Raw genomic sequence first — 17,553 nt, forward strand, 5'->3', positions numbered from 1 at the left:
CCTCCCACTGAAAAGATGTCACTGCTGTCTGGATAGTGATTCCCCTTTGACGCTCCAAATTCATTGTATCTGTCCTTGTTGTGCCTTCATCTACGCTCCCTAGTTCTGCAATTGCACCACTGGTATACAATAAACTTTCCGTTAATGTTGTCTTTCCTGCGTCAACGTGAGCCAGAATGCCTAAGTTAATTATTTTCATGTAATTTTCCTCCTATCAACACCCAAAAAAGGGCATAAAAATACCCAGTGATAAATACTCCTATCACTGGGTAAATAACTCCAATAGCCCCAAAACACTTATATGTTTTCGGGCATATAAAATTACATGATAAAAGTATTCTTAAACTGGGTACAAAAAACTAAGCCCCATATTAAAAGTGAAACGGGACTGCTACTTTTTGTTCCCACTATCAAATTGACAGTTTATTTAAGAATACCTTGCCGCATATTTATTAACTCCTTGTATAATACTGAATCTAATTATATCAAGAATTAGAACTAAGTTCAAGTTTTTTTTAGAACACAAGCTCATGAATTTTATATCCAAAAAATGGGTTTTGAAAAATCTGGTTTTGTTTTTAAGAAAAATATCAAACTATAATATTTTTTGATTAAGCTTTGCATTTTATAATTAATATTATTATTTTTGATTTTAAGGAATAAAATGAATTTTAAAGAACTAATTTCAAAACGCAGAGCTTGTAAACTTTTTAATGATAAAAAATCAGTGAAGAAGATTTGCATTTTATCTTAGAAAGTGGAATTTTAGCTCCTAGCTCACATGGATTTGAGCCTTGGAAATTTATCATACTAGACAAAAAAGAAGACAATCAAAAGCTTGCTAAACTTTGTTTTGATCAAGCAAGCGTAGCAAGTGCGAGTCATAATATCATTCTTTTAGCAAGAAAAGACTTGCAAAGCAAGGATGAATTTGCACAAAAACAGATTCGTCGTTTTGCAGGCTCCAAGGAAGAAAATTTCCAAAAAATTTTAAAGATTTATACCCATGATACTGATGCAATGGATGAAAAAGAACTGTATCATTTTGCACAACTTCAATGCTATCTTGCAATGATGCAAATGTCGCTAGCTGCGATGAGTTTGGGGATTGATTCTTGTATGATAGGGGGCTATGAAAAAGATAAGGTGGATGATTTTCTTAAACTTGAGTATCCTTTTGAAACGGCTGTGATCTTATCTTTGGGCTATCAAGCTCACGAGCCAAAATACCCTACTCAACGTTTAAAATTTGATGAAGTGGTTGAATTTTATAAGGAGAAGTGATGAAAACAGAACTTGAAATTTTTAGCACAAGATATTCTTGTAGAAATTTTAAAAATGAAAAACTTAAAAAAGAAGATTTGGATACTATTTTAGAGATAGCAAGATTAAGTCCTAGTTCTTTAGGGCTTGAGCCTTGGAGATTTTTAGTGGTGCAAGATGACAATAAAAAAGAAGAGCTGGCTCAAATTTGCAATCAACAACAACATGTAAAAGATTGCGGGGCGTTAATTATCATTGTTTCAAGGCTTGATTTTTTAGATTATTTTGAAGATAAGCTTAGAAAAAGAGATATGAGTGAAGCAGAAATTCAAAAACGCTTAGATACTTATATGCCTTTTTTACAATCCCTTAGTCAAGAACAAAAAATATCCTATGCAAGAGAACAAGCTCATATAGCACTTGCGAGTATACTTTATAGTGCCAATGCTTTAAATATAGCAAGTTGTACCATAGGCGGTTTTGATAAAGAAAAACTCGATTCTTATCTTTTGCTTGATACTAAAAAAGAAAAATCTACTTTGGTGATAGCTTTAGGGTATTCTAATGATGAGAAAATTCCACAAAAAAATCGCTTTGAATTTGACAAGATAGTTCAATTTCTTTGATTTTTACCTTGCTCTTTTAGGCAAGGTGTTTATATTTTTTACATTATATTTCAAAAAAATATAAATTTAAATATTTTTTTACTAAAGCTTTGCCTAAATCTTATACAATTTTATCTAATAGTTTTATCTTAATCTAAAATAAGGTTTTTTATGAACATACCCAATACTTTAGCTGTGCTAAGGATGATTTTAGCACCCTTGCTCTTTTTTTTATTGAGTTATAAATTTGATAATATACATCAAAGCTGGATTAATTATTTTGCTGCTTTAACTTTTGCTTTGGCAGCCTTGAGTGATTTTTTTGACGGCTTTATAGCTAGAACCTTACAACAAACCACAAAGCTTGGTGGAATTTTAGATCCTCTAGCAGATAAAATGTTAACCCTAGCAGCTTTTTTAGGCCTTCTTCTATCAGGAAAAGCTAATGAATGGATTGTTTATCTTATCTTAGTGCGCGAATTTTTTATCACGGGTTTTCGCGTGGTTATGGTAAGTGAAAATTTAAATGTCAATGCTTCTTTTACTGGAAAATTAAAAACAACTTTTCAAATGATAGCCATAGGGTTTTTAACTATGGAATGGATAGGTGGAGATATCTTGCTTTACATTGCTTTATTTCTCACGCTTTATTCAGGATTTGAGTATATTTTTAGTTATGTTAAGCAAAGCAAAGGAAAATTACAATGAAATCTTTACTTTTTTTAGCTTTGATTTTAATTCTTGGGTTTAAATTTTACTCTATAGAATTTTTAGCAACCATCTTAGTTATTTCTTTTTTGATTTTCTTTCACGAACTAGGTCATTTTTTAGCAGCAAAATCCTTAGGTGTTAAAGTAGAAATTTTTAGCATAGGTTTTGGACAAAGCTTATTTGAGTGTGAATTTAAAGGTACCAAATACCGCTTGAGTGCTTTACCATTAGGCGGTTATGTTAAGCTTAAGGGGCAAGATGATATGCAACCTGGTTTAGAAAATCAGGATCAAGATAGCTATAGTATTTTAAGCCCTATGAAAAAAAATTATATTCTTTTTGCAGGACCTTTTTTTAATCTTTTCCTAGCCTTTTTGCTTTACATAGCCATAGGAAATTTAGGCATACAAAAACTAAGTCCACAAATAGGAAATATCGCACCTAATTCAGCTGCAGCTTTAGCAGGACTTGAAAATAATGACACTATACTTGCTATAAATGGCATAAAAATTCAAAGTTTTGATGAAATTTCTAATCACCTAAGTCTTGAACCCTTAAAAATTCTTATCGACAGAAAAGGAGAAAATTTAGAATTTCTTATCACTCCAAAACTAGGACAAGCTTATAATGATTTTGGACAAGTTATTTCAAAAGCCCAGCTTGGAGTAAGCCCTAGTGGAAGCACCACTATAATCTATCATCAAGGCATGCAAAGTATAAATTATGCTTTAGATGAGAGCATTAAAGCTTCTACTCTTATAGTAAAAGGTATCGTTAAACTCATAAGTGGTGAAGTTGAGGCTAAAAATTTAGGTGGTATTATCACCATGACTGAGCTTACTTCAAAGGCGGCTGAGAAAAGCTTGGTTGTATTGCTATTTATCACTGCTTTAATCTCCATCAATTTAGGAATTTTAAATCTCTTGCCTATCCCTATGCTAGATGGAGGACATATACTTTTTAATCTTTATGAAATGATTTTTAGACGCAAAGTTCCACCAAGAGCTTTTGAATACCTTAGCTATGGAGGAATGGCTTTGCTTTTAAGCTTGATGGTTTTTGCAACATTTAACGATATCATGAGAGTGATGCAATGAATTTATTTAAATTTCCTATACCTAATTTTAATGACAAATCCAAAAGTACTATTTTTTGGCGTCATATGCGATTTTATTCTAGAAAATTTTTATACTATCCTCAAGTTAAATTTCTTGAAAAAACGCTCAATATGAAAGGAAATGAACACCTAAAGAACTTTTTTTCAAATAGACCCGATGCTTGCTACAATGTCACAAGAAGATTTTGCGATAAAAGCTTTAGCGCTAATGAGCGTGTTAAAACTTTGATTTATGATGTAAACAAGGGACTTGAAAGTTTTAAATTTCTACCCCAAGATCAAATTATTTTCAAATTTGATGAAGATTTTGAACTCTACTTAGGAAGCAATCGTCATGTATCCGAAGAGGGTTTTTGGGCACTTTCTTTAAGATATCAAAACGCACCATTGAACAATGCTGTTTTTGTTTTACCTTAGATAATAAGCTTTTAATTTCTTGCATACAAGGTTATCAATACTCTGATTTTAATGTTTTAGATATCAATAAAATCTTTACAAAAAAATGCTACGGATTGCGTCCTATTGCCCTGCTTATAGAGTGTATTAAAATGCTTTGTGTATCTTTAAAACTCGATGCCACGCTTGGAGTCCATGAAAAAAATCAAATCCGCTCTCAAAAAGGAGAGGATAAAGGCTATTTTGTTGATTATCAAAAAATTTGGTTAGAAAATGGGGGAAAGCTTGTCAAGATCAATAATCATTTATATTATGAACTTTCTCACAAGCGAAAAAATCTTGAAGAAATTCCAAGCAGCAAGCGTTCAATGTATAAAAAACGCTTTGCTATACTTGAAGAAATCAAACAAGCTTTAGATCAAAGCTTGTTTATATAATACTCTTTAGATATTTCACACTTCTTTCACAACCCTCTTTTTGTAAAATTAAAAGTCTTTCTAGATGCTCTTTAGAGACTTCTTGAGGGTAATAATACTGCATTGCTTTTAAGTCATTAAACAAGGGCTTTTCGATTTTAAAAGCTCCTTTGCCCAGCTCTTTAATCCCACCTGCACCCTCTTCTCTCTTAAAAGTGGCACAATAAGGATAGCATTGTTCTACATTGATACGATCTAATCCAGCTTGTTTTAAAATTTCTACACAAGTCTTAATATCCAAATTTCCCTCACCTAAAGGCACGCCACATACATACTTAGTATCATCTTCTATAAATACGATATGATCTTTACAATGTGTACTAAAAGTATGTTTAGCCATATTCTCACAAGCTTTAATAGGCTCTTCATAAGCCATCATTGAATTCCCAAAATCATATAAAAATCCTATTCTAGGATGATGAATCAAATTTAATAATTCAAGCAAATCATCAGAAGTTTGATATTCGTGATTTTCGATGGCAAGTTTTAAATCATACTCTTCTAAAAGCGGAATTAAAGCTTTGATCTCATCTGCTGTACTTAAAAATTCACTCTTGTCAAATTTGGCCGTGATTTTAGAATCATCATAAGCTCCATCGCTAGCATTTTTAACCTTTTTATTCTTGTCTGTCAAGGGCACATAAGAACGGATGATTTTAACCCCTAAAAGCTGAGAAACTTTCGCAATTTTTTCAAATTTGTCCTTATCAAAACTCTTAGAATCAATCTCACAATACATACCATACGTGTCTAATTTTTCTTTAATTTTTTTAAGATGACTCTCGTCGTTGCTTCCTAAACAGCCCCACTCCTCATCCAAGCCAAAATCTTTGATAATATTTATAATAATGCCATCACAACCTAGCTCCTCAGCAAAATCAATATAAGAAAATATATCCATTCTGCCATTTTGAAACCAAAGGTGCATACTTTCTGTTTCTAAACCAATTTTCATCACGCTACCTCTTGTAATGTTTTTTTCTTAGCTATCATTCTAAGCAAGATAGTTGTTATAATCACTCCACAAATCGCAAAAAATCCCATTAAGGCAAAAACGATTTGATATCCCAATAAACCTTTAAACTGATCTATAATAAAACCATAAAGCGCGAAACAAAAAAGTTGTGGAGAATAACCAAATATACAAGCTATACTCATCGCAGCACCACTGATCTCTCTTAGCATTTCAATCTCATCCACAGGAGCAAAAAATGTAGCACGCATAGTAAAAACAATAGCTGCAAACCCTAAAGTTAAACTCATTCCAAAATAAATATTTAACTTTTCATGCGGCATAAAAATAAAAATTAAAATTGCAACTGCAGCCAAAATAAGAGCAAAGCGCAAGTATCTTGTAGAAGAACGGAAAGTCTTATCTGCCAAATAGCCTCCAATTGGTCCTCCAACCAATTTTAAAGTATATTGATTGATAATACCATAAGCACCCACCAAAGCTACTGGCATACCATAAATATCTTTTAAAAAAGGTATAAAATATGTAAGTCCACAATACACTGAATAAATAGTAAAAATTGTCAAAGAAACTACCCAAATTTCAGGTGTTTTAACAGCTTTTATAACTCCATTCCAAGCAGCTTTATTTTTACTGATTTCATGCCCCTCGTCATCTTTAGTGCTGATCTTATCATCTTCAAGTAGAAAATATGCTAATATACCCGCAATAATTACACAAGCACTATAAAAAAGTATAGCGGCTTTAAGTCCACCTGCTCCAGAACCCAAAAGTAAGAAAATCCCTAAAGCACTAAAAGCAACTATAGTATCTACAACCCCACGCCCTGCTTCTAAAAATCCAAAAAGTCTTCCTTGTTGAGTAGAGTCTCCAAGTAAACGAATAGCCTTTAAAAGCACAGGCCAATACACCACTTCACCAAACAAAGAAAGCAAACCCCAAGCAATCAAAATTCCATAAAATGAAGGAAAAGTAGAAATATAAATTCCCACCAAGCCAACGCAAATCAATGAAAAAGGAATAAGAATTTTTTTGGAAAATCTATCTGCTATATAAATAGAAGCGAAATTTCCTACAGTCTGAACTATCCCATATACTGAAAGCGCAAGCCCAATTTGAGTATTGCTAAGATTCATAAATTCCTGCATAGGTACATAAAAAGCATCTTTTAAAGAAGAAAGTTTAAAAACCGTTCCCCCGCCAATCACTAAAACAATAAAAGTAAACCATCGTATAGGTTTTGCATTTTGTATGAAATATCCTCCCGTATTTTAATTATCTAAACTCAGGTACCATCAAAATAAATAATAACATAAAATCAAAATAAGCAAGTATATAAATATTAATTTTTTTAATATGTTGTAATTAAGTAACAAATGATAATCAACATAAAGCTAAATTAAACATTCTCTATTGACGCCCGAAAAGTAAAGATTAAGTATATTTTGATATAATTAAGCTTTGCATTGTAAAAACTTTGCAAAATCCTTGCCTGTGAAACACATAGGCTTAACATCCAAAAGGAGAATATATGAAACATTATGAGGTTTTATTTATTTTAAAACCAACGCTTACCGAAGAGGAAGTGAATGCAAAGTTGGAATTCGTAAAAGAAGTCCTTGTAAAAAATGGTGCAGAAATTGAAACCGTTGTTCCAATGGGCACTAGAAAATTAGCGTATAAAATCAAAAAATACGAAAGAGGAACTTATTTTGTAATTTATTTCAAAGCTCCTACAAATTTAATTGCAGAGCTTGAAAGAATTTTAAGAATTACAGAGGAAGTAATAAGATTTTTGATTGTAAAATATGAAAATAAAAAAGAAATTGCAGCTTGGGAAAAACTAAGCCATGGCATCAAACAGTCTAAAAAAGAGATCAAACCTTTAGACGCGCCTGAAATTCAATAAGGAAAAAAATGTTTAATAAAGTTGTTTTGGTAGGTAATCTAACACGCGATATAGAAATGCGTTATGGTCAAAATGGAAACGCTATCGGAGCTTCGGCTATCGCAGTAACAAGAAGGTTTACCACAAATGGAGAAAGACGAGAAGAAACTTGCTTTATCGATATTAGCTTTTATGGTCGTACTGCTGAAGTAGCAAACCAATATCTCTCTAAGGGTTCTAAAGTCCTTATAGAAGGTCGTTTAAGATTTGAACAATGGAATGATCAAAATGGACAAATGCGCTCTAAGCACAGCGTTCAAGTTGAAAACATGGAAATGCTAGGAAACAATCCTCAACAAGGTGGAAATTTTAACAATGGTGGAAATAATTATGGAGCTAATAATAATTATTCAAATTATGAAAACCAAACTTACGATCCTTATATGAGTGAAAATAATTTCAAAAAAGCTCCACAGCAAGCACAAACAAAAACACAAAATCCTAACCAAAACCAAGAAAAAATTAAAGAAATTGATGTTGATGCTTATGATAGCGATGACACCGATTTACCATTTTAAAGGATAAACTATGGCAGAAAAAAGAAAATACTCTCGCAAATATTGCAAATACACAGAAGCAAAAGTTGAATTTATTGATTATAAAGATACAGCTATGTTAAAACATGCTTTATCAGAAAGATTTAAAATCATGCCCCGCCGCTTAACAGGGACAAGCAAAAAATACCAAGAAATGGTAGAAGTTGCTATTAAACGCGCTAGACATGTAGCTCTTATTCCTTATATAGTAGATAGAAAAGAAGTAGTTAACAATCCTTTCGAAGGACTATAAGTTATTAAAAAAGGCAAAATCAATATTTTGCCTTTTTCTCCCCTCGCTCTAGATTTTAAACCAAAGCGTATTTTAAAACCTCATCAAAATCTTTAACTCCAATTATTTTCATATTATCTTTAACCTCATCAGGAATATCTTTTAAATCTCTTTCGTAATTTTTCTTTGGAATCAAAGCTATTTTAATATCAGCCTTATATGCTGCGATAAGCTTTTCTTTGAGCCCTCCTATAGGCAATACATTACCCGCTAAATCTATTTCTCCTGTCATTGCTACATCAGAACGAACTTTTTTATCACTAAAAACTGAAGCAATAGCTGTACTCATCGTAATTCCAGCACTTGGTCCATCTTTTGGAGTTGCACCATCGGGTACATGGATGTGCAAATTATAACTATCATAAACATTAGTTTTAGGATCAAGAATCATCTTTTTATGAATTTTAATCTTCCCTTCATCGATTAAAACCTTAATCACACTAAAAGCAATTCTAGCAGATTCTTTCATCACATCACCCAAACTTCCAGTAAGAGTTAACTCTCCCTTGCCTTTGATCTTAATCGCTTCAACCTTTAAAACATCTCCACCCACACTGGTCCATGCTAAGCCATTGACTTGTCCTATGCGGTTTTCTCCATCATGCTTTTCTATCTCAAAAACTTTTTTATCTAAAAATTCATTTAAATTTTTAACATTGATACTTACTTTTTTGATATTTTCTAAAAGTAATTTTTTAGCACTTTTACGGCACAGTTCAGCTATCTTTCTGCGTAGATTTCTTACCCCTGATTCTCTAGTGTATTCGCTTATGATAAGCTCTATAGTCTCATCATTAATATCTAATTCACTAGATTTTAATCCATGTTTTTTAAGTTCATCAGGAATTAAATATTTTTTAGTAATGTGAAATTTTTCATTTGGAGTGTAAGAGCTTAACTCTATAAATTCCATCCTATCTCTTAAAGGAGCAGGTATATTGCTTATATCATTAGCTGTTGCTATAAAAATCACCTTGCTTAAATCAAGATTAAAATTTAAATAATAATCCCTAAATTTAGAATTTTGCTCCGGATCTAAAATTTCTAAAAGAACTGCGCTAGGATCACCTCTAAAGCTTCTGTTTAACTTATCAATTTCATCAAGCACAACTACAGGATTGATTTGTTTTGCTTCAATTAAACCCTGAGTAATGCGCCCTGGCATCGCACCTATATAGGTACGGCGGTGTCCGCGCAATTCATTCACATCTTCTAAGCCCCCTAAAGCTATACGAATAAGTTCTCTTTTTAAGGCCTTAGCGACAGAATTAGCCAGTGAAGTTTTTCCAACTCCTGGAGGCCCATAAAGACAAAGTATAACCTTAGCCCCATCTTTATCTGCTACACCGCGTTTTTCTAAAAGCTCACGAACAGCAAAATACTCTTCAATGCGCTCTTTTGGTTTATTAAGAGCATAATGATCATGATTTAACTGCTTAGCCACTTCTTTGATATCAAGTTTTTTCTTTGCTATTTTCTCAAAAGGCACATCCAAAGCGGTTTCAATATAAGTTTGTATCATAGAAGCTTCAGAATTATCCTGATGTATACGTTCAAATTTTTCAATTTGCTTTTTAATTTCCTTATAAGCATCCTCGTGCATAAATTTCTTTTTGCTTTCTAATTTTTTATAATAATCTCTAACTTCGTCTTCTTTTTGATTGTCACTACCTAATTCTTTTTGAATTTGTCTAAGTTGCTCTTTTAAAAAATATTCTTTATTGACTTTATCAATACGAGAATGAACTTTGTTTTTAATTTCCTTTTGAATTTTATTGGCTTCTATCTCTTGGGCTATCAAGTCTATTAATTTTAAAAGCTTTTCTTCTAGATCGGTTAAGATAAAAAATTGATAAGCTTCTTGCTTTTTTATACGAACAGTATTTAAAATCAAATCACAAATTCTAGAAGCATCTAAACCCTCATCTATAGTTCGGAGCAAATCAGGTGAAAAATAATGGCTAATATTTGCCAAAGCTCTAACTTTTTCTTTTAAAACATCCAGTAAAGCTTCTTTTTTTGTGCCCTCTAAAAACTCTTCTTTAATTAGCTCTATTTTAGCCTCTAAGGGCTTGCTCGAAAGTGGTTTTATAATCCTAGCCTTAGCATAACCTTGAAAAAGTATTTTTACTCTACCATCAGGCAAGGGAACTTTTCTCATAATCGTTCCAACTACCCCACAATCATAAATTTCATCAAAAGATCTTCCATTTTCGAGCTTTGAAGGGGCTACAAAAAGCATTGAATCATTTTTAATAGCTAAATCCAAAGCTTTCATATTTGCTGAATCGCTAATAAAAATTGGAGTAATCATAAATGGATATAAAAATAATTCATCTTCTACTAAAATAGGTAAATTACTTGGATAATTTTGCATTTCTTCAATTTGCATCAGTTTCCCTTAAATCTAAAATTTTTCAAATATACTTCTATACCAAGGAAGTTCTGGCTTGATAATGCTTTGTTGATAAAACTCACTTTCTTGCAATCTTTCTTGGTAAATTTCAGCACTTTGAGTATGACCTGTACGCTCATATAAATCCTGTATTGTATCATTTAAATAAAATACAGCTAAATTAAATTTAGTTAACATAGTCTGTACTAAAGGTTCGTATTCTGTATAAGGATAATCATTTAAAAAACTATCTATTTCTTTTTGGCTTTCAAGCATTAAAGCTTGGTTACGATTTGGCACGGCAAAGGCATCAAATTTAGCTTTGATTTTAAGATAGCGAATATAATCTGCATTGCGTGAATTTCCAAATTTTTTATTATACTCATCTAAATAAAACTCCGCTAATTGATATTCTTCTTCATCCATATGTGCTTGTGCTAAGATAATTTGTGTTGTTTCTAAAAGCGGATCTGCTATATGCTCACTTGCCATACCATTATAATGATCATCAGCTTTTTCCAAATCTTTATCTTGCAAATCTTTAATGATTTGTTTATACCATTCATTTGCACTTAAATTATACAATCCTTCATCATTTTTTGTACTGCAAGCACTGAATAAAATCCCCAATAAAATACATAGAAAGAAATTTTTTTTCATTAATTTTTACCTTTTTCATTTTTTTAGTTAAATACACTATTTTAAATGCTTTATGATTATTTCTAGTTAAAATTATAGTGAAAATAAATAAATAAATTTAAATTTTGGAACTAATATTGCTTATTTTGTGATAAAATATTTTATTATAAACTCGAGGAGAAAAAATGACACTAGCTGTTAAATGCCCTATCTTAGGTTTTGAAGAAACCAAAAATATGGAATTTTCAACCATTGATGAAGTGTTTGTAAGACTTAAAAGTCTTGATGGAAAAGATTTTTCTTTTGTTCTTATTAATCCTTATCTTATAAGACCAGATTATGAATTTGAGATACCTACATACTACCAAGAATTGCTTTCTTTGACACCAGAGTCAAATATGAAAATTTTCAATATAGTAGCAATTGCTAAAAGTATAGAAGAATCTACTGTAAATTTCCTAGCTCCTGTGGTTATTAATCTTGATAATAATTCCATGGTGCAAGTAATCTTAGATACTGTAGCTTATCCTAACTTTTTTCAAGCGGATCAAATTGCAAATTATATTAAGAAGTAATGAAAGCTGATTTATATATACTTGCTAATGGTGCGATGGCGCAAGCTTTGGCTTATGGATTAAAAGATTCTTATAATATCTATATAGTCGGTAGAAATTTAGAAAAGCTTCAAATTTTAGAAAAAGAAGGTTTTAAAACTTTACTCTATAAAGATTTTAATATAGAAAATAAAAATATTATCTTAGCTTTTAAACCTTATGCCTTAGAAAGTGTCGCAGCAAATTTAAAAGGCAAGGCAAAAATTTTAATTTCAGTTTTAGCCAATACGGATTTTGATAAATTAAAACTTATCCAAGCCCAAAATTATGCAAGGATAATGCCAAATACAGCAGCTAAATATAAAGCTTCCACAACTCCTTATGTTTTAAAAAATTCAAATTTTAAAGATGAAGTCATAGAAATTTTAAATACTTTTGGCAAGGCTTATGAGTTAAACGAAGAAAAACAAATGAATGCTGCGATGGCTATAAGCGGTTGCGCTCCTGCTTTTTTAGCATTAGTAGCTGAAAGCATTGCTAATGCTGGCGTGTATGAAGGATTATCAAAAGAGCTGAGTTTAAATCTCACTCGTTCGCTTTTTAAAAGTGCTGCAGCCTTGCTAGAAAACGAGCACCCAGCCATCATTAAGGAAAATATCTGCTCGCCTGCAGGTGTTACCATAAAAGGGATTAAAGTATTAGAGCAAAAAGGTATCCGTGGGACTTTTTTTGAGGCTCTTAATGCTAGTGCAACATGAAAGTTGCATTCTCGCTTTTAGAATTAATTCTTTGTATAATTATCCTAGGATTAATTTTTACAAGTATTTCTAAATTATTTTATCAGCTAAATGACAATCATGATTATTTAAATTATTTTGAAAGATTATACACACTGCAAGATAAACTTTATACCGATCCTCATCAAAGAGATATAAAACTTCATATACAGAATTTAAAAACTTTTGATTTTAAAGAAAACTTTATAAATGATAATATCTTTCAATTTAAAAAATTACATATTCAAAATCAAGATTACTCCCTATATTTTTACGATGAATAAAGCTTTTAGTCTTTTTGAAACTATTCTTGTATTAATTCTAATCGGATTTTTAGCACTTTTTCTATCAAGGACATTGTGGGAATTTTATTATTTAAACAATCAACAATTAAAAATGAAAGATTTGATACTAAAAACTCATTTAAGTGTGTTAAGATTAGAAAAATTGCTTCAAACTTGCACTAATATTACTTTTGAGCCAAATCATATAAGCTGTTTGCTTAAAGATGATTTATTATATCTTGATGATAATAAAGAAAAATTATTAAATTCTAGCCTTATTTTAGAAAACAATACAAGTTTATATTCTCCCAATAGTAATTTTAAACTTCAACTTCAAAATCGAAAAGAATTGTATAATGATGAGCAAAATATCATTTATGCTTTAGTAAATAAAGAAATTAAAAAAATATTCATTCATTCAGAAAATAATATCACTGCTTCTTTTAAGGGTAAATTTATCCCTATCCAAGCTAGAATAAAATTATTTCTTAAAGAAGATAAAATTCATTATGAGCTCTATCCTTATTTTAATAATCAGCTTGAGCAATACTCTATATTTATGGATAATGTAAGCTTATTTGAAATACAAAAACAAAAACTTAAAGTATGTTTAAAAGAACAAGAGCAAGAATATTGCCTTACAAAAAGGTTATTCATATGAAACGAGCCTATATTTTACTATCCTTGGTATTTTTAATCAGTGCTTTAGGGATATGGCTTAGTTTAAATATCACCACTTCAAGTTATATACCAAGATTTGTAAAAGATGCTTATTATTATTTACAAGCCCAAATTTTAGCCGATGAGAAACTCGTTAAATATTTACTTTATCAAGCTAAATTAGACGGAAAGGAATGTTTAGATTCTATCACGCTTCACTATCCTAATTTAAACGATAAAATCAAAATACAATACCACTATCCCATAGCCCAGTGTAAAAATTTCAAATTTCAAGCGATCAACAAAGATGCAAATTTAAGCCAAGATGGTATCATAATCGCGCATATGAGTATAGCGTTAAATACACAAAAAAATGTCAATGATGAAATTTTAATAAATAAAACCTTTATCTTGCATACAAAAGAATCATTTTGGAATCAAACTAAATAAGACTTTTAGCCAATTTCACACACTCTTTTAAATCCTGTTTAGAACTTATAAAAAGATTATCTAGATGAGTAAGTTTTTTTGCTGTGCTCTGCCCTATTGCTATGACCTTATCTTCCTTTTTTAAATCATATTGTTTAAAAAAATTTTCCACACTCAAAGGAGAAGTAAAAATAAAAATAGCAGGATGAAGGATTGTTTGCTTGCTTTTTTTAAAAACATTCTTATAAACAATGATTTCTTGTAAATCTACCCCATAAGTTCTAAGATCTAAATTTAAAGTAGAAGCTATATTTTCAGCCCTTAAATAAAGGCATTTTTGGTTTTTTAATTCCTCTTTAAAATGATTAAAAAGCTCACTTCCATAAGATTTTGGCGCAAATTGAACCTTTTTAAAACCCATATCCTTAGCAAATTGAGCAGTGTTTTGCCCTACTGCATATACATTAATATCTAAATTTAAACTATTTTTTGTTTTTTTTAAAGCTTTTAGGGCATTTTTTGAAGTACAAAGTAAAGCATCAAATTCATCTAAATTGACACCAAAATCGTAAAAAACTATCTCATTTAAAACAAGATTTTCCACACCCTCAAAAACAGTCTCATTTAAAAGATAAATTTTCATTCATTTCTTGCCTAAGCTCTTTAGTTGCCAAATAAGCATTTTGCGCATCCATTATGGCTCTAACTACTGCAATGCCACTTATTTTAATGCCCTTTAGCTCTTTAATCAGCTCTTTATCAATCCCGCCTATTGCTACCACGCCTATAGGGCTTTTTTCACAAATTTGACTCAAGGTTTCAAAACTTATAACAGAACTTTCTTTAGTTGGAGTAGCCTTAATCGCACCACAACCTAAATAATCAGCCCCGTCAATATCTTTTAATTGTTCTAAGTTCTTAAGACTTAAGCCTATGATTTTTTCTTTACCTAAAATTTTTCTTGCAAAGCGCACTTCTAAATCCTCTTGCCCTAAATGCACCCCATCAGCATCTAAAGCCAAGGCGATATCGATTCTATCATTGATTAAAAAGGGTATTTCATACTCCTTGCAAAGCTTTTGTACTTTCAAGCCAAGCTTGTAAAATTCTCTTGAACTTAATTCTTTTTCACGAAGTTGGATTATACTTACTCCACCCCTTATCGCTTCTTCAAGCGTGTTTAAAAAAAGCTCGTCACTTTTTTTTCCACGACTTGCTACAAGATAAAGACTAAGATCTAAATCATTTTTCATTTAAAAACCTGAAAAAATGGTTAGTTGGCCCACAGCCCTTCCCTAAATTTAAAGAATAATAAATCGCATTTCTTACATATTCTTTTGCCTCACTTACAGCATTATACAAATCTTTTCCCAAGGCTAAATTACTAGCAATTGCCGAAGAGAGTGTACAACCTGTACCATGAGTGTTTTTTGTTTCTATGCGTTCGCCTTTTAAAATAAAAATTTCATTACCATCAAAAAGCACATCATTGGCATTTTCTTCACTATGCCCCCCTTTAAGCAAAACAGCTTTTGCTCCTTGCGTACATAAATATTTAGCCACTTTTATCATATCTTCTTCATTTTTTATTTTAAAATCGCAAAGAAATTCCGCTTCTGGGATATTAGGCGTAAGAATATCTGCAAATTTCACTATGGTTTTTTTAAAAAAATCACAATTTTCTTGTGGCATTAAAGCAAAACCATTTTTTGCAAACATCACAGGATCGATAACTATATTTTGGGGTTTGAATTTTTCTAAATTTCTAGCCACGCACTCCATCAGCTCACAAGTTCCTATCATTCCTATTTTAGTCGCCTTTGGCACTATATCTTCAAAAACAGCAAGCATTTGCTCATCCACACTTTGAACGGGTATATCATGAACTGAAATCACTCTTGCAGTATTTTCAGCCACTACACTTAAAACAACACTCATACCAAAAAGATTGTGAGCGCTAAAAGTTTTAAGATCAGCTTGTATACCAGCCCCGCCACTACAATCACTTCCTGCTATACTCAATACAGGAATTAAATCACTTCCCTTTGCTTTCATTACCCTTCCTTTAAATTTTGAATCAAATTTTCACCCTCTAAAGTCAATTTTGCTCCCTTGAAGGCAACTTTTCCAAAAGCAATAATCACAGCATGAAAAATTTGATAAAGTTCGAAAAGCTCGTATTTTTTTTCTAAAAATTGACACAAATTTTCTTGCTCATTTTCTATACCACTTTCAAAAAATTCTCTTAAATCTTCATAATTTTCAAATTCATAACCCAAATACATAGCCAATCTTTGCGTATAGCTATCCACAACCAAAATTTCTCTTTTGCAAAGATAATTTAAAATACTATCCACGCTTTCAAAACCCAAACCTTTGATATTTAAAAGCCATTCTCGATCTACATTTTTCTTAAAATTTTCTATATTGCTATAAGTATCTAAAATCTTATTTGCTAACTCTTTTAAGCGTTTAGCTTTGGTATTGTAAAATCCACTTGGTTTTATCAGAGTAGCAAGCTCTAGATTGGATAAATTTGAAAGCTGCTCTAAGCTTGAAATTCGCGCATTTTTTAAGTTATTTAATGCCTTTAAGACATTATCCCATTTTGTATTTTGGGTTAAAATCACAGAAATTAAAAGCTCAAAATCGCTCAAGCCTTGATTCTCAAGCCAATCAAATTCTTTAAAATCCAAATTGCAAGCAAGAAGTTTTTTAAAGATATCAGCACCATTCATTCAATACTTTCCTTAAAGGCTAAATAAAATTGCTTTGCAGTTCTTCCACTTCTACTTGCTCTTAAATTTGCAAATTCTTTTGCTTTTTTATGCAAAAGCTCTTTATCGCATTTTATATCTTTAAAATAAAAATCAACAAGCTTTAAATACTCGTTTAAATTTCCTTGATAAAAACTAAGCCAAAGGCCAAATCTATCGCTTAAACTCAATCTCTCCTCAGCCGCATCGCTTGCATGAAGCTCTGTATGAGCAACTTGAACTCCTTGATTATCACTCATACTTTCACTTAATAAATGGCGTCTATTAGAACTCGCATAAATAATAATATTTTGCGGAGGTGCTTCTATACTACCCTCTAGTAAAGGCTTTAAAAATTTATAGCTATCATCGTTTTTTTCAAAGGAAAAATCATCACAAAATAATATAAATTTAAAAGGCTGTTCTCTTAACTCATCGATAATATCAACTAAAGCAAATAAATCATCTTTAGCTAACTCTACAAGCCTTAAGCCTTTGTCTTTAAATTCATTAAAAATAGCCTTAATCAAGCTTGATTTACCCGTACCCTTAGCACCCCATAAAAGTGCGTGATTTGCTCCTTTATTATGGATAAAATTTAAAGTATTTTGATAAAGGACATTTTTTTGTTCTTCCATGCCCAATAAATCATTTAAGCCAATATTATCAAGATCTATAATGGGTTTTAAATAATCTTTTCTAGATCTATAAATTGCCGCATAAGTTTTATCCCAGTCAATCAT

Annotated in this window: 21 protein-coding genes and 3 pseudogenes; 14 read left to right on the top strand and 10 right to left on the bottom strand. The window is 31.2% G+C overall.

The window, feature by feature from the left end; all coding sequences use genetic code 11:
- Positions 1 to 199 (bottom strand): GTP-binding protein (locus tag KAR67_RS02710; protein ID WP_192801052.1); only part of this gene is annotated, 199 nt, incomplete at its 3' end.
- A gap of 284 nt (positions 200 to 483) precedes the next feature.
- Here KAR67_RS02710 and KAR67_RS02715 point away from each other — a divergent pair.
- The 6 genes and pseudogenes from KAR67_RS02715 to KAR67_RS02740 all read left to right on the top strand — a co-directional run.
- A pseudogene (locus tag KAR67_RS02715) lies at positions 484 to 601 on the top strand (N-acetyltransferase); the annotation flags it as partial.
- A 63-nt stretch (positions 602 to 664) separates the two neighbouring features.
- A pseudogene (locus KAR67_RS02720) lies at positions 665 to 1,284 on the top strand (nitroreductase family protein).
- On the top strand, positions 1,284 to 1,889 hold the full coding sequence (locus tag KAR67_RS02725) for an NAD(P)H-dependent oxidoreductase (RefSeq protein ID WP_002777066.1): 606 nt from the start codon (positions 1,284 to 1,286) through the stop codon (positions 1,887 to 1,889). The pseudogene KAR67_RS02720 and the gene KAR67_RS02725 overlap by 1 nt, the downstream one beginning before the upstream one ends.
- Before the next feature lie 150 nt (positions 1,890 to 2,039).
- Complete coding sequence (gene pgsA / locus KAR67_RS02730; protein ID WP_002777068.1) at positions 2,040 to 2,576, top strand: CDP-diacylglycerol--glycerol-3-phosphate 3-phosphatidyltransferase; 537 nt, start codon at positions 2,040 to 2,042, stop codon at positions 2,574 to 2,576.
- Positions 2,573 to 3,676 (top strand): RIP metalloprotease RseP, encoded by a 1,104-nt coding sequence (rseP, locus tag KAR67_RS02735; protein WP_060794051.1) that lies wholly within the window; start codon positions 2,573 to 2,575, stop codon positions 3,674 to 3,676. Before pgsA ends, rseP begins: the two co-directional genes overlap by 4 nt.
- Positions 3,673 to 4,529: pseudogene (locus KAR67_RS02740) on the top strand (VirK family antimicrobial peptide resistance protein). The gene rseP and the pseudogene KAR67_RS02740 overlap by 4 nt, the downstream one beginning before the upstream one ends.
- On the opposite strand, the gene KAR67_RS02745 reads toward KAR67_RS02740, so the two are convergent.
- Entirely contained in the window at positions 4,522 to 5,523 is a 1,002-nt protein-coding gene (locus KAR67_RS02745; RefSeq protein ID WP_057030590.1) for a TIM barrel protein, read from the bottom strand. The pseudogene KAR67_RS02740 and the gene KAR67_RS02745 overlap by 8 nt on opposite strands.
- Positions 5,523 to 6,794: an MFS transporter gene (locus KAR67_RS02750; protein ID WP_057030591.1), complete on the bottom strand. Its 1,272-nt coding sequence runs from the start codon at positions 6,792 to 6,794 to the stop codon at positions 5,523 to 5,525. Before KAR67_RS02750 ends, KAR67_RS02745 begins: the two co-directional genes overlap by 1 nt.
- A 278-nt stretch (positions 6,795 to 7,072) precedes the next feature.
- Between KAR67_RS02750 and rpsF the strand changes: the two genes are divergently transcribed.
- Genes rpsF through rpsR form a run of 3 tightly spaced genes read left to right on the top strand, consistent with a single transcriptional unit; the run spans position 7,073 to position 8,278 of the window.
- Positions 7,073 to 7,450 carry a 30S ribosomal protein S6 gene (gene rpsF, locus KAR67_RS02755; protein WP_002777082.1) on the top strand — a complete coding sequence of 126 codons (378 nt, stop codon included), beginning with the start codon at positions 7,073 to 7,075 and terminating at the stop codon, positions 7,448 to 7,450.
- An 8-nt stretch (positions 7,451 to 7,458) separates the two neighbouring features.
- Positions 7,459 to 8,007, top strand: coding sequence for a single-stranded DNA-binding protein (locus KAR67_RS02760; RefSeq protein ID WP_052780253.1), 549 nt, complete (start codon positions 7,459 to 7,461; stop codon positions 8,005 to 8,007).
- A gap of 10 nt (positions 8,008 to 8,017) precedes the next feature.
- The gene (gene rpsR, locus KAR67_RS02765) at positions 8,018 to 8,278 is read left to right on the top strand and encodes a 30S ribosomal protein S18 (RefSeq protein WP_002777087.1); all 261 of its coding nucleotides are present in this window, start codon (positions 8,018 to 8,020) and stop codon (positions 8,276 to 8,278) included.
- A 55-nt stretch (positions 8,279 to 8,333) separates the two neighbouring features.
- Here rpsR and lon read toward each other — a convergent pair whose 3' ends face one another.
- A complete protein-coding gene (gene lon, locus KAR67_RS02770) occupies positions 8,334 to 10,709 on the bottom strand; it encodes an endopeptidase La (RefSeq protein WP_170876373.1) in 2,376 nt (791 codons plus the stop codon).
- A 15-nt stretch (positions 10,710 to 10,724) separates the two neighbouring features.
- Positions 10,725 to 11,372 (bottom strand): outer membrane protein assembly factor BamD, encoded by a 648-nt coding sequence (gene bamD / locus KAR67_RS02775; protein ID WP_002780248.1) that lies wholly within the window; start codon positions 11,370 to 11,372, stop codon positions 10,725 to 10,727.
- 164 nt (positions 11,373 to 11,536) lie between these two features.
- On the opposite strand from bamD, the gene fliW reads away from it, so the two are divergent.
- From fliW to KAR67_RS02800, 5 genes are read left to right on the top strand one after another with little or no spacing between them, the layout of a single operon-like run.
- Positions 11,537 to 11,926 (top strand): flagellar assembly protein FliW, encoded by a 390-nt coding sequence (gene fliW / locus KAR67_RS02780; RefSeq protein ID WP_002777093.1) that lies wholly within the window; start codon positions 11,537 to 11,539, stop codon positions 11,924 to 11,926.
- Positions 11,926 to 12,663 (top strand): pyrroline-5-carboxylate reductase, encoded by a 738-nt coding sequence (locus KAR67_RS02785; protein WP_002780246.1) that lies wholly within the window; start codon positions 11,926 to 11,928, stop codon positions 12,661 to 12,663. The genes fliW and KAR67_RS02785 overlap by 1 nt, the downstream gene beginning before the upstream one ends.
- Positions 12,660 to 12,965 (top strand): hypothetical protein, encoded by a 306-nt coding sequence (locus tag KAR67_RS02790; RefSeq protein WP_002790525.1) that lies wholly within the window; start codon positions 12,660 to 12,662, stop codon positions 12,963 to 12,965. The genes KAR67_RS02785 and KAR67_RS02790 overlap by 4 nt, the downstream gene beginning before the upstream one ends.
- Entirely contained in the window at positions 12,958 to 13,626 is a 669-nt protein-coding gene (locus tag KAR67_RS02795) for a hypothetical protein (protein ID WP_002790524.1), read from the top strand. Before KAR67_RS02790 ends, KAR67_RS02795 begins: the two co-directional genes overlap by 8 nt.
- Complete coding sequence (locus tag KAR67_RS02800; protein ID WP_002777117.1) at positions 13,623 to 14,075, top strand: hypothetical protein; 453 nt, start codon at positions 13,623 to 13,625, stop codon at positions 14,073 to 14,075. Before KAR67_RS02795 ends, KAR67_RS02800 begins: the two co-directional genes overlap by 4 nt.
- Here KAR67_RS02800 and KAR67_RS02805 read toward each other — a convergent pair.
- From KAR67_RS02805 to KAR67_RS02825, 5 genes are read right to left on the bottom strand one after another with little or no spacing between them, the layout of a single operon-like run.
- Positions 14,068 to 14,697, bottom strand: a complete 630-nt coding sequence (locus KAR67_RS02805; protein WP_002783358.1) for a uroporphyrinogen-III synthase — start codon at positions 14,695 to 14,697, stop codon at positions 14,068 to 14,070. The two genes, KAR67_RS02800 and KAR67_RS02805, sit on opposite strands and share 8 nt — an antisense overlap.
- On the bottom strand, positions 14,675 to 15,307 hold the full coding sequence (gene thiE / locus KAR67_RS02810; RefSeq protein ID WP_162284675.1) for a thiamine phosphate synthase: 633 nt from the start codon (positions 15,305 to 15,307) through the stop codon (positions 14,675 to 14,677). Before thiE ends, KAR67_RS02805 begins: the two co-directional genes overlap by 23 nt.
- Positions 15,297 to 16,109 (bottom strand): bifunctional hydroxymethylpyrimidine kinase/phosphomethylpyrimidine kinase, encoded by an 813-nt coding sequence (gene thiD, locus KAR67_RS02815; RefSeq protein WP_002822374.1) that lies wholly within the window; start codon positions 16,107 to 16,109, stop codon positions 15,297 to 15,299. Before thiD ends, thiE begins: the two co-directional genes overlap by 11 nt.
- The gene (locus tag KAR67_RS02820; protein ID WP_060785324.1) at positions 16,109 to 16,792 is read right to left on the bottom strand and encodes a 3-methyladenine DNA glycosylase; all 684 of its coding nucleotides are present in this window, start codon (positions 16,790 to 16,792) and stop codon (positions 16,109 to 16,111) included. The genes thiD and KAR67_RS02820 overlap by 1 nt, the downstream gene beginning before the upstream one ends.
- Complete coding sequence (locus tag KAR67_RS02825) at positions 16,789 to 17,550, bottom strand: ATP-binding protein (protein ID WP_072212081.1); 762 nt, start codon at positions 17,548 to 17,550, stop codon at positions 16,789 to 16,791. The genes KAR67_RS02820 and KAR67_RS02825 overlap by 4 nt, the downstream gene beginning before the upstream one ends.
- Positions 17,551 to 17,553: the final 3 nt, after the last annotated feature.

Origin of the sequence: Campylobacter sp. JH32 (genome assembly GCF_017846535.1) — a bacterium.
Lineage (GTDB): Bacteria > Campylobacterota > Campylobacteria > Campylobacterales > Campylobacteraceae > Campylobacter_D > Campylobacter_D coli.

Bases quoted from the DNA above. Each gene is read 5' to 3' on its own strand.
- KAR67_RS02725 (WP_002777066.1), top strand. From the start codon at position 1,284: ATGAAAACAGAACTTGAAATTTTTAGCACAAGATATTCTTGTAGAAAT.
- pgsA (WP_002777068.1), top strand. From the start codon at position 2,040: ATGAACATACCCAATACTTTAGCTGTGCTAAGGATGATTTTAGCACCC.
- rseP (WP_060794051.1), top strand. From the start codon at position 2,573: ATGAAATCTTTACTTTTTTTAGCTTTGATTTTAATTCTTGGGTTTAAA.
- KAR67_RS02745 (WP_057030590.1), bottom strand. From the start codon at position 5,523: ATGAAAATTGGTTTAGAAACAGAAAGTATGCACCTTTGGTTTCAAAAT.
- rpsF (WP_002777082.1), top strand. From the start codon at position 7,073: ATGAAACATTATGAGGTTTTATTTATTTTAAAACCAACGCTTACCGAA.
- KAR67_RS02760 (WP_052780253.1), top strand. From the start codon at position 7,459: ATGTTTAATAAAGTTGTTTTGGTAGGTAATCTAACACGCGATATAGAA.
- rpsR (WP_002777087.1), top strand. From the start codon at position 8,018: ATGGCAGAAAAAAGAAAATACTCTCGCAAATATTGCAAATACACAGAA.
- lon (WP_170876373.1), bottom strand. From the start codon at position 10,709: ATGCAAATTGAAGAAATGCAAAATTATCCAAGTAATTTACCTATTTTA.
- bamD (WP_002780248.1), bottom strand. From the start codon at position 11,372: ATGAAAAAAAATTTCTTTCTATGTATTTTATTGGGGATTTTATTCAGT.
- fliW (WP_002777093.1), top strand. From the start codon at position 11,537: ATGACACTAGCTGTTAAATGCCCTATCTTAGGTTTTGAAGAAACCAAA.
- KAR67_RS02785 (WP_002780246.1), top strand. From the start codon at position 11,926: ATGAAAGCTGATTTATATATACTTGCTAATGGTGCGATGGCGCAAGCT.
- KAR67_RS02790 (WP_002790525.1), top strand. From the start codon at position 12,660: ATGAAAGTTGCATTCTCGCTTTTAGAATTAATTCTTTGTATAATTATC.
- KAR67_RS02795 (WP_002790524.1), top strand. From the start codon at position 12,958: ATGAATAAAGCTTTTAGTCTTTTTGAAACTATTCTTGTATTAATTCTA.
- KAR67_RS02800 (WP_002777117.1), top strand. From the start codon at position 13,623: ATGAAACGAGCCTATATTTTACTATCCTTGGTATTTTTAATCAGTGCT.
- KAR67_RS02805 (WP_002783358.1), bottom strand. From the start codon at position 14,697: ATGAAAATTTATCTTTTAAATGAGACTGTTTTTGAGGGTGTGGAAAAT.
- thiE (WP_162284675.1), bottom strand. From the start codon at position 15,307: ATGAAAAATGATTTAGATCTTAGTCTTTATCTTGTAGCAAGTCGTGGA.
- thiD (WP_002822374.1), bottom strand. From the start codon at position 16,109: ATGAAAGCAAAGGGAAGTGATTTAATTCCTGTATTGAGTATAGCAGGA.
- KAR67_RS02820 (WP_060785324.1), bottom strand. From the start codon at position 16,792: ATGAATGGTGCTGATATCTTTAAAAAACTTCTTGCTTGCAATTTGGAT.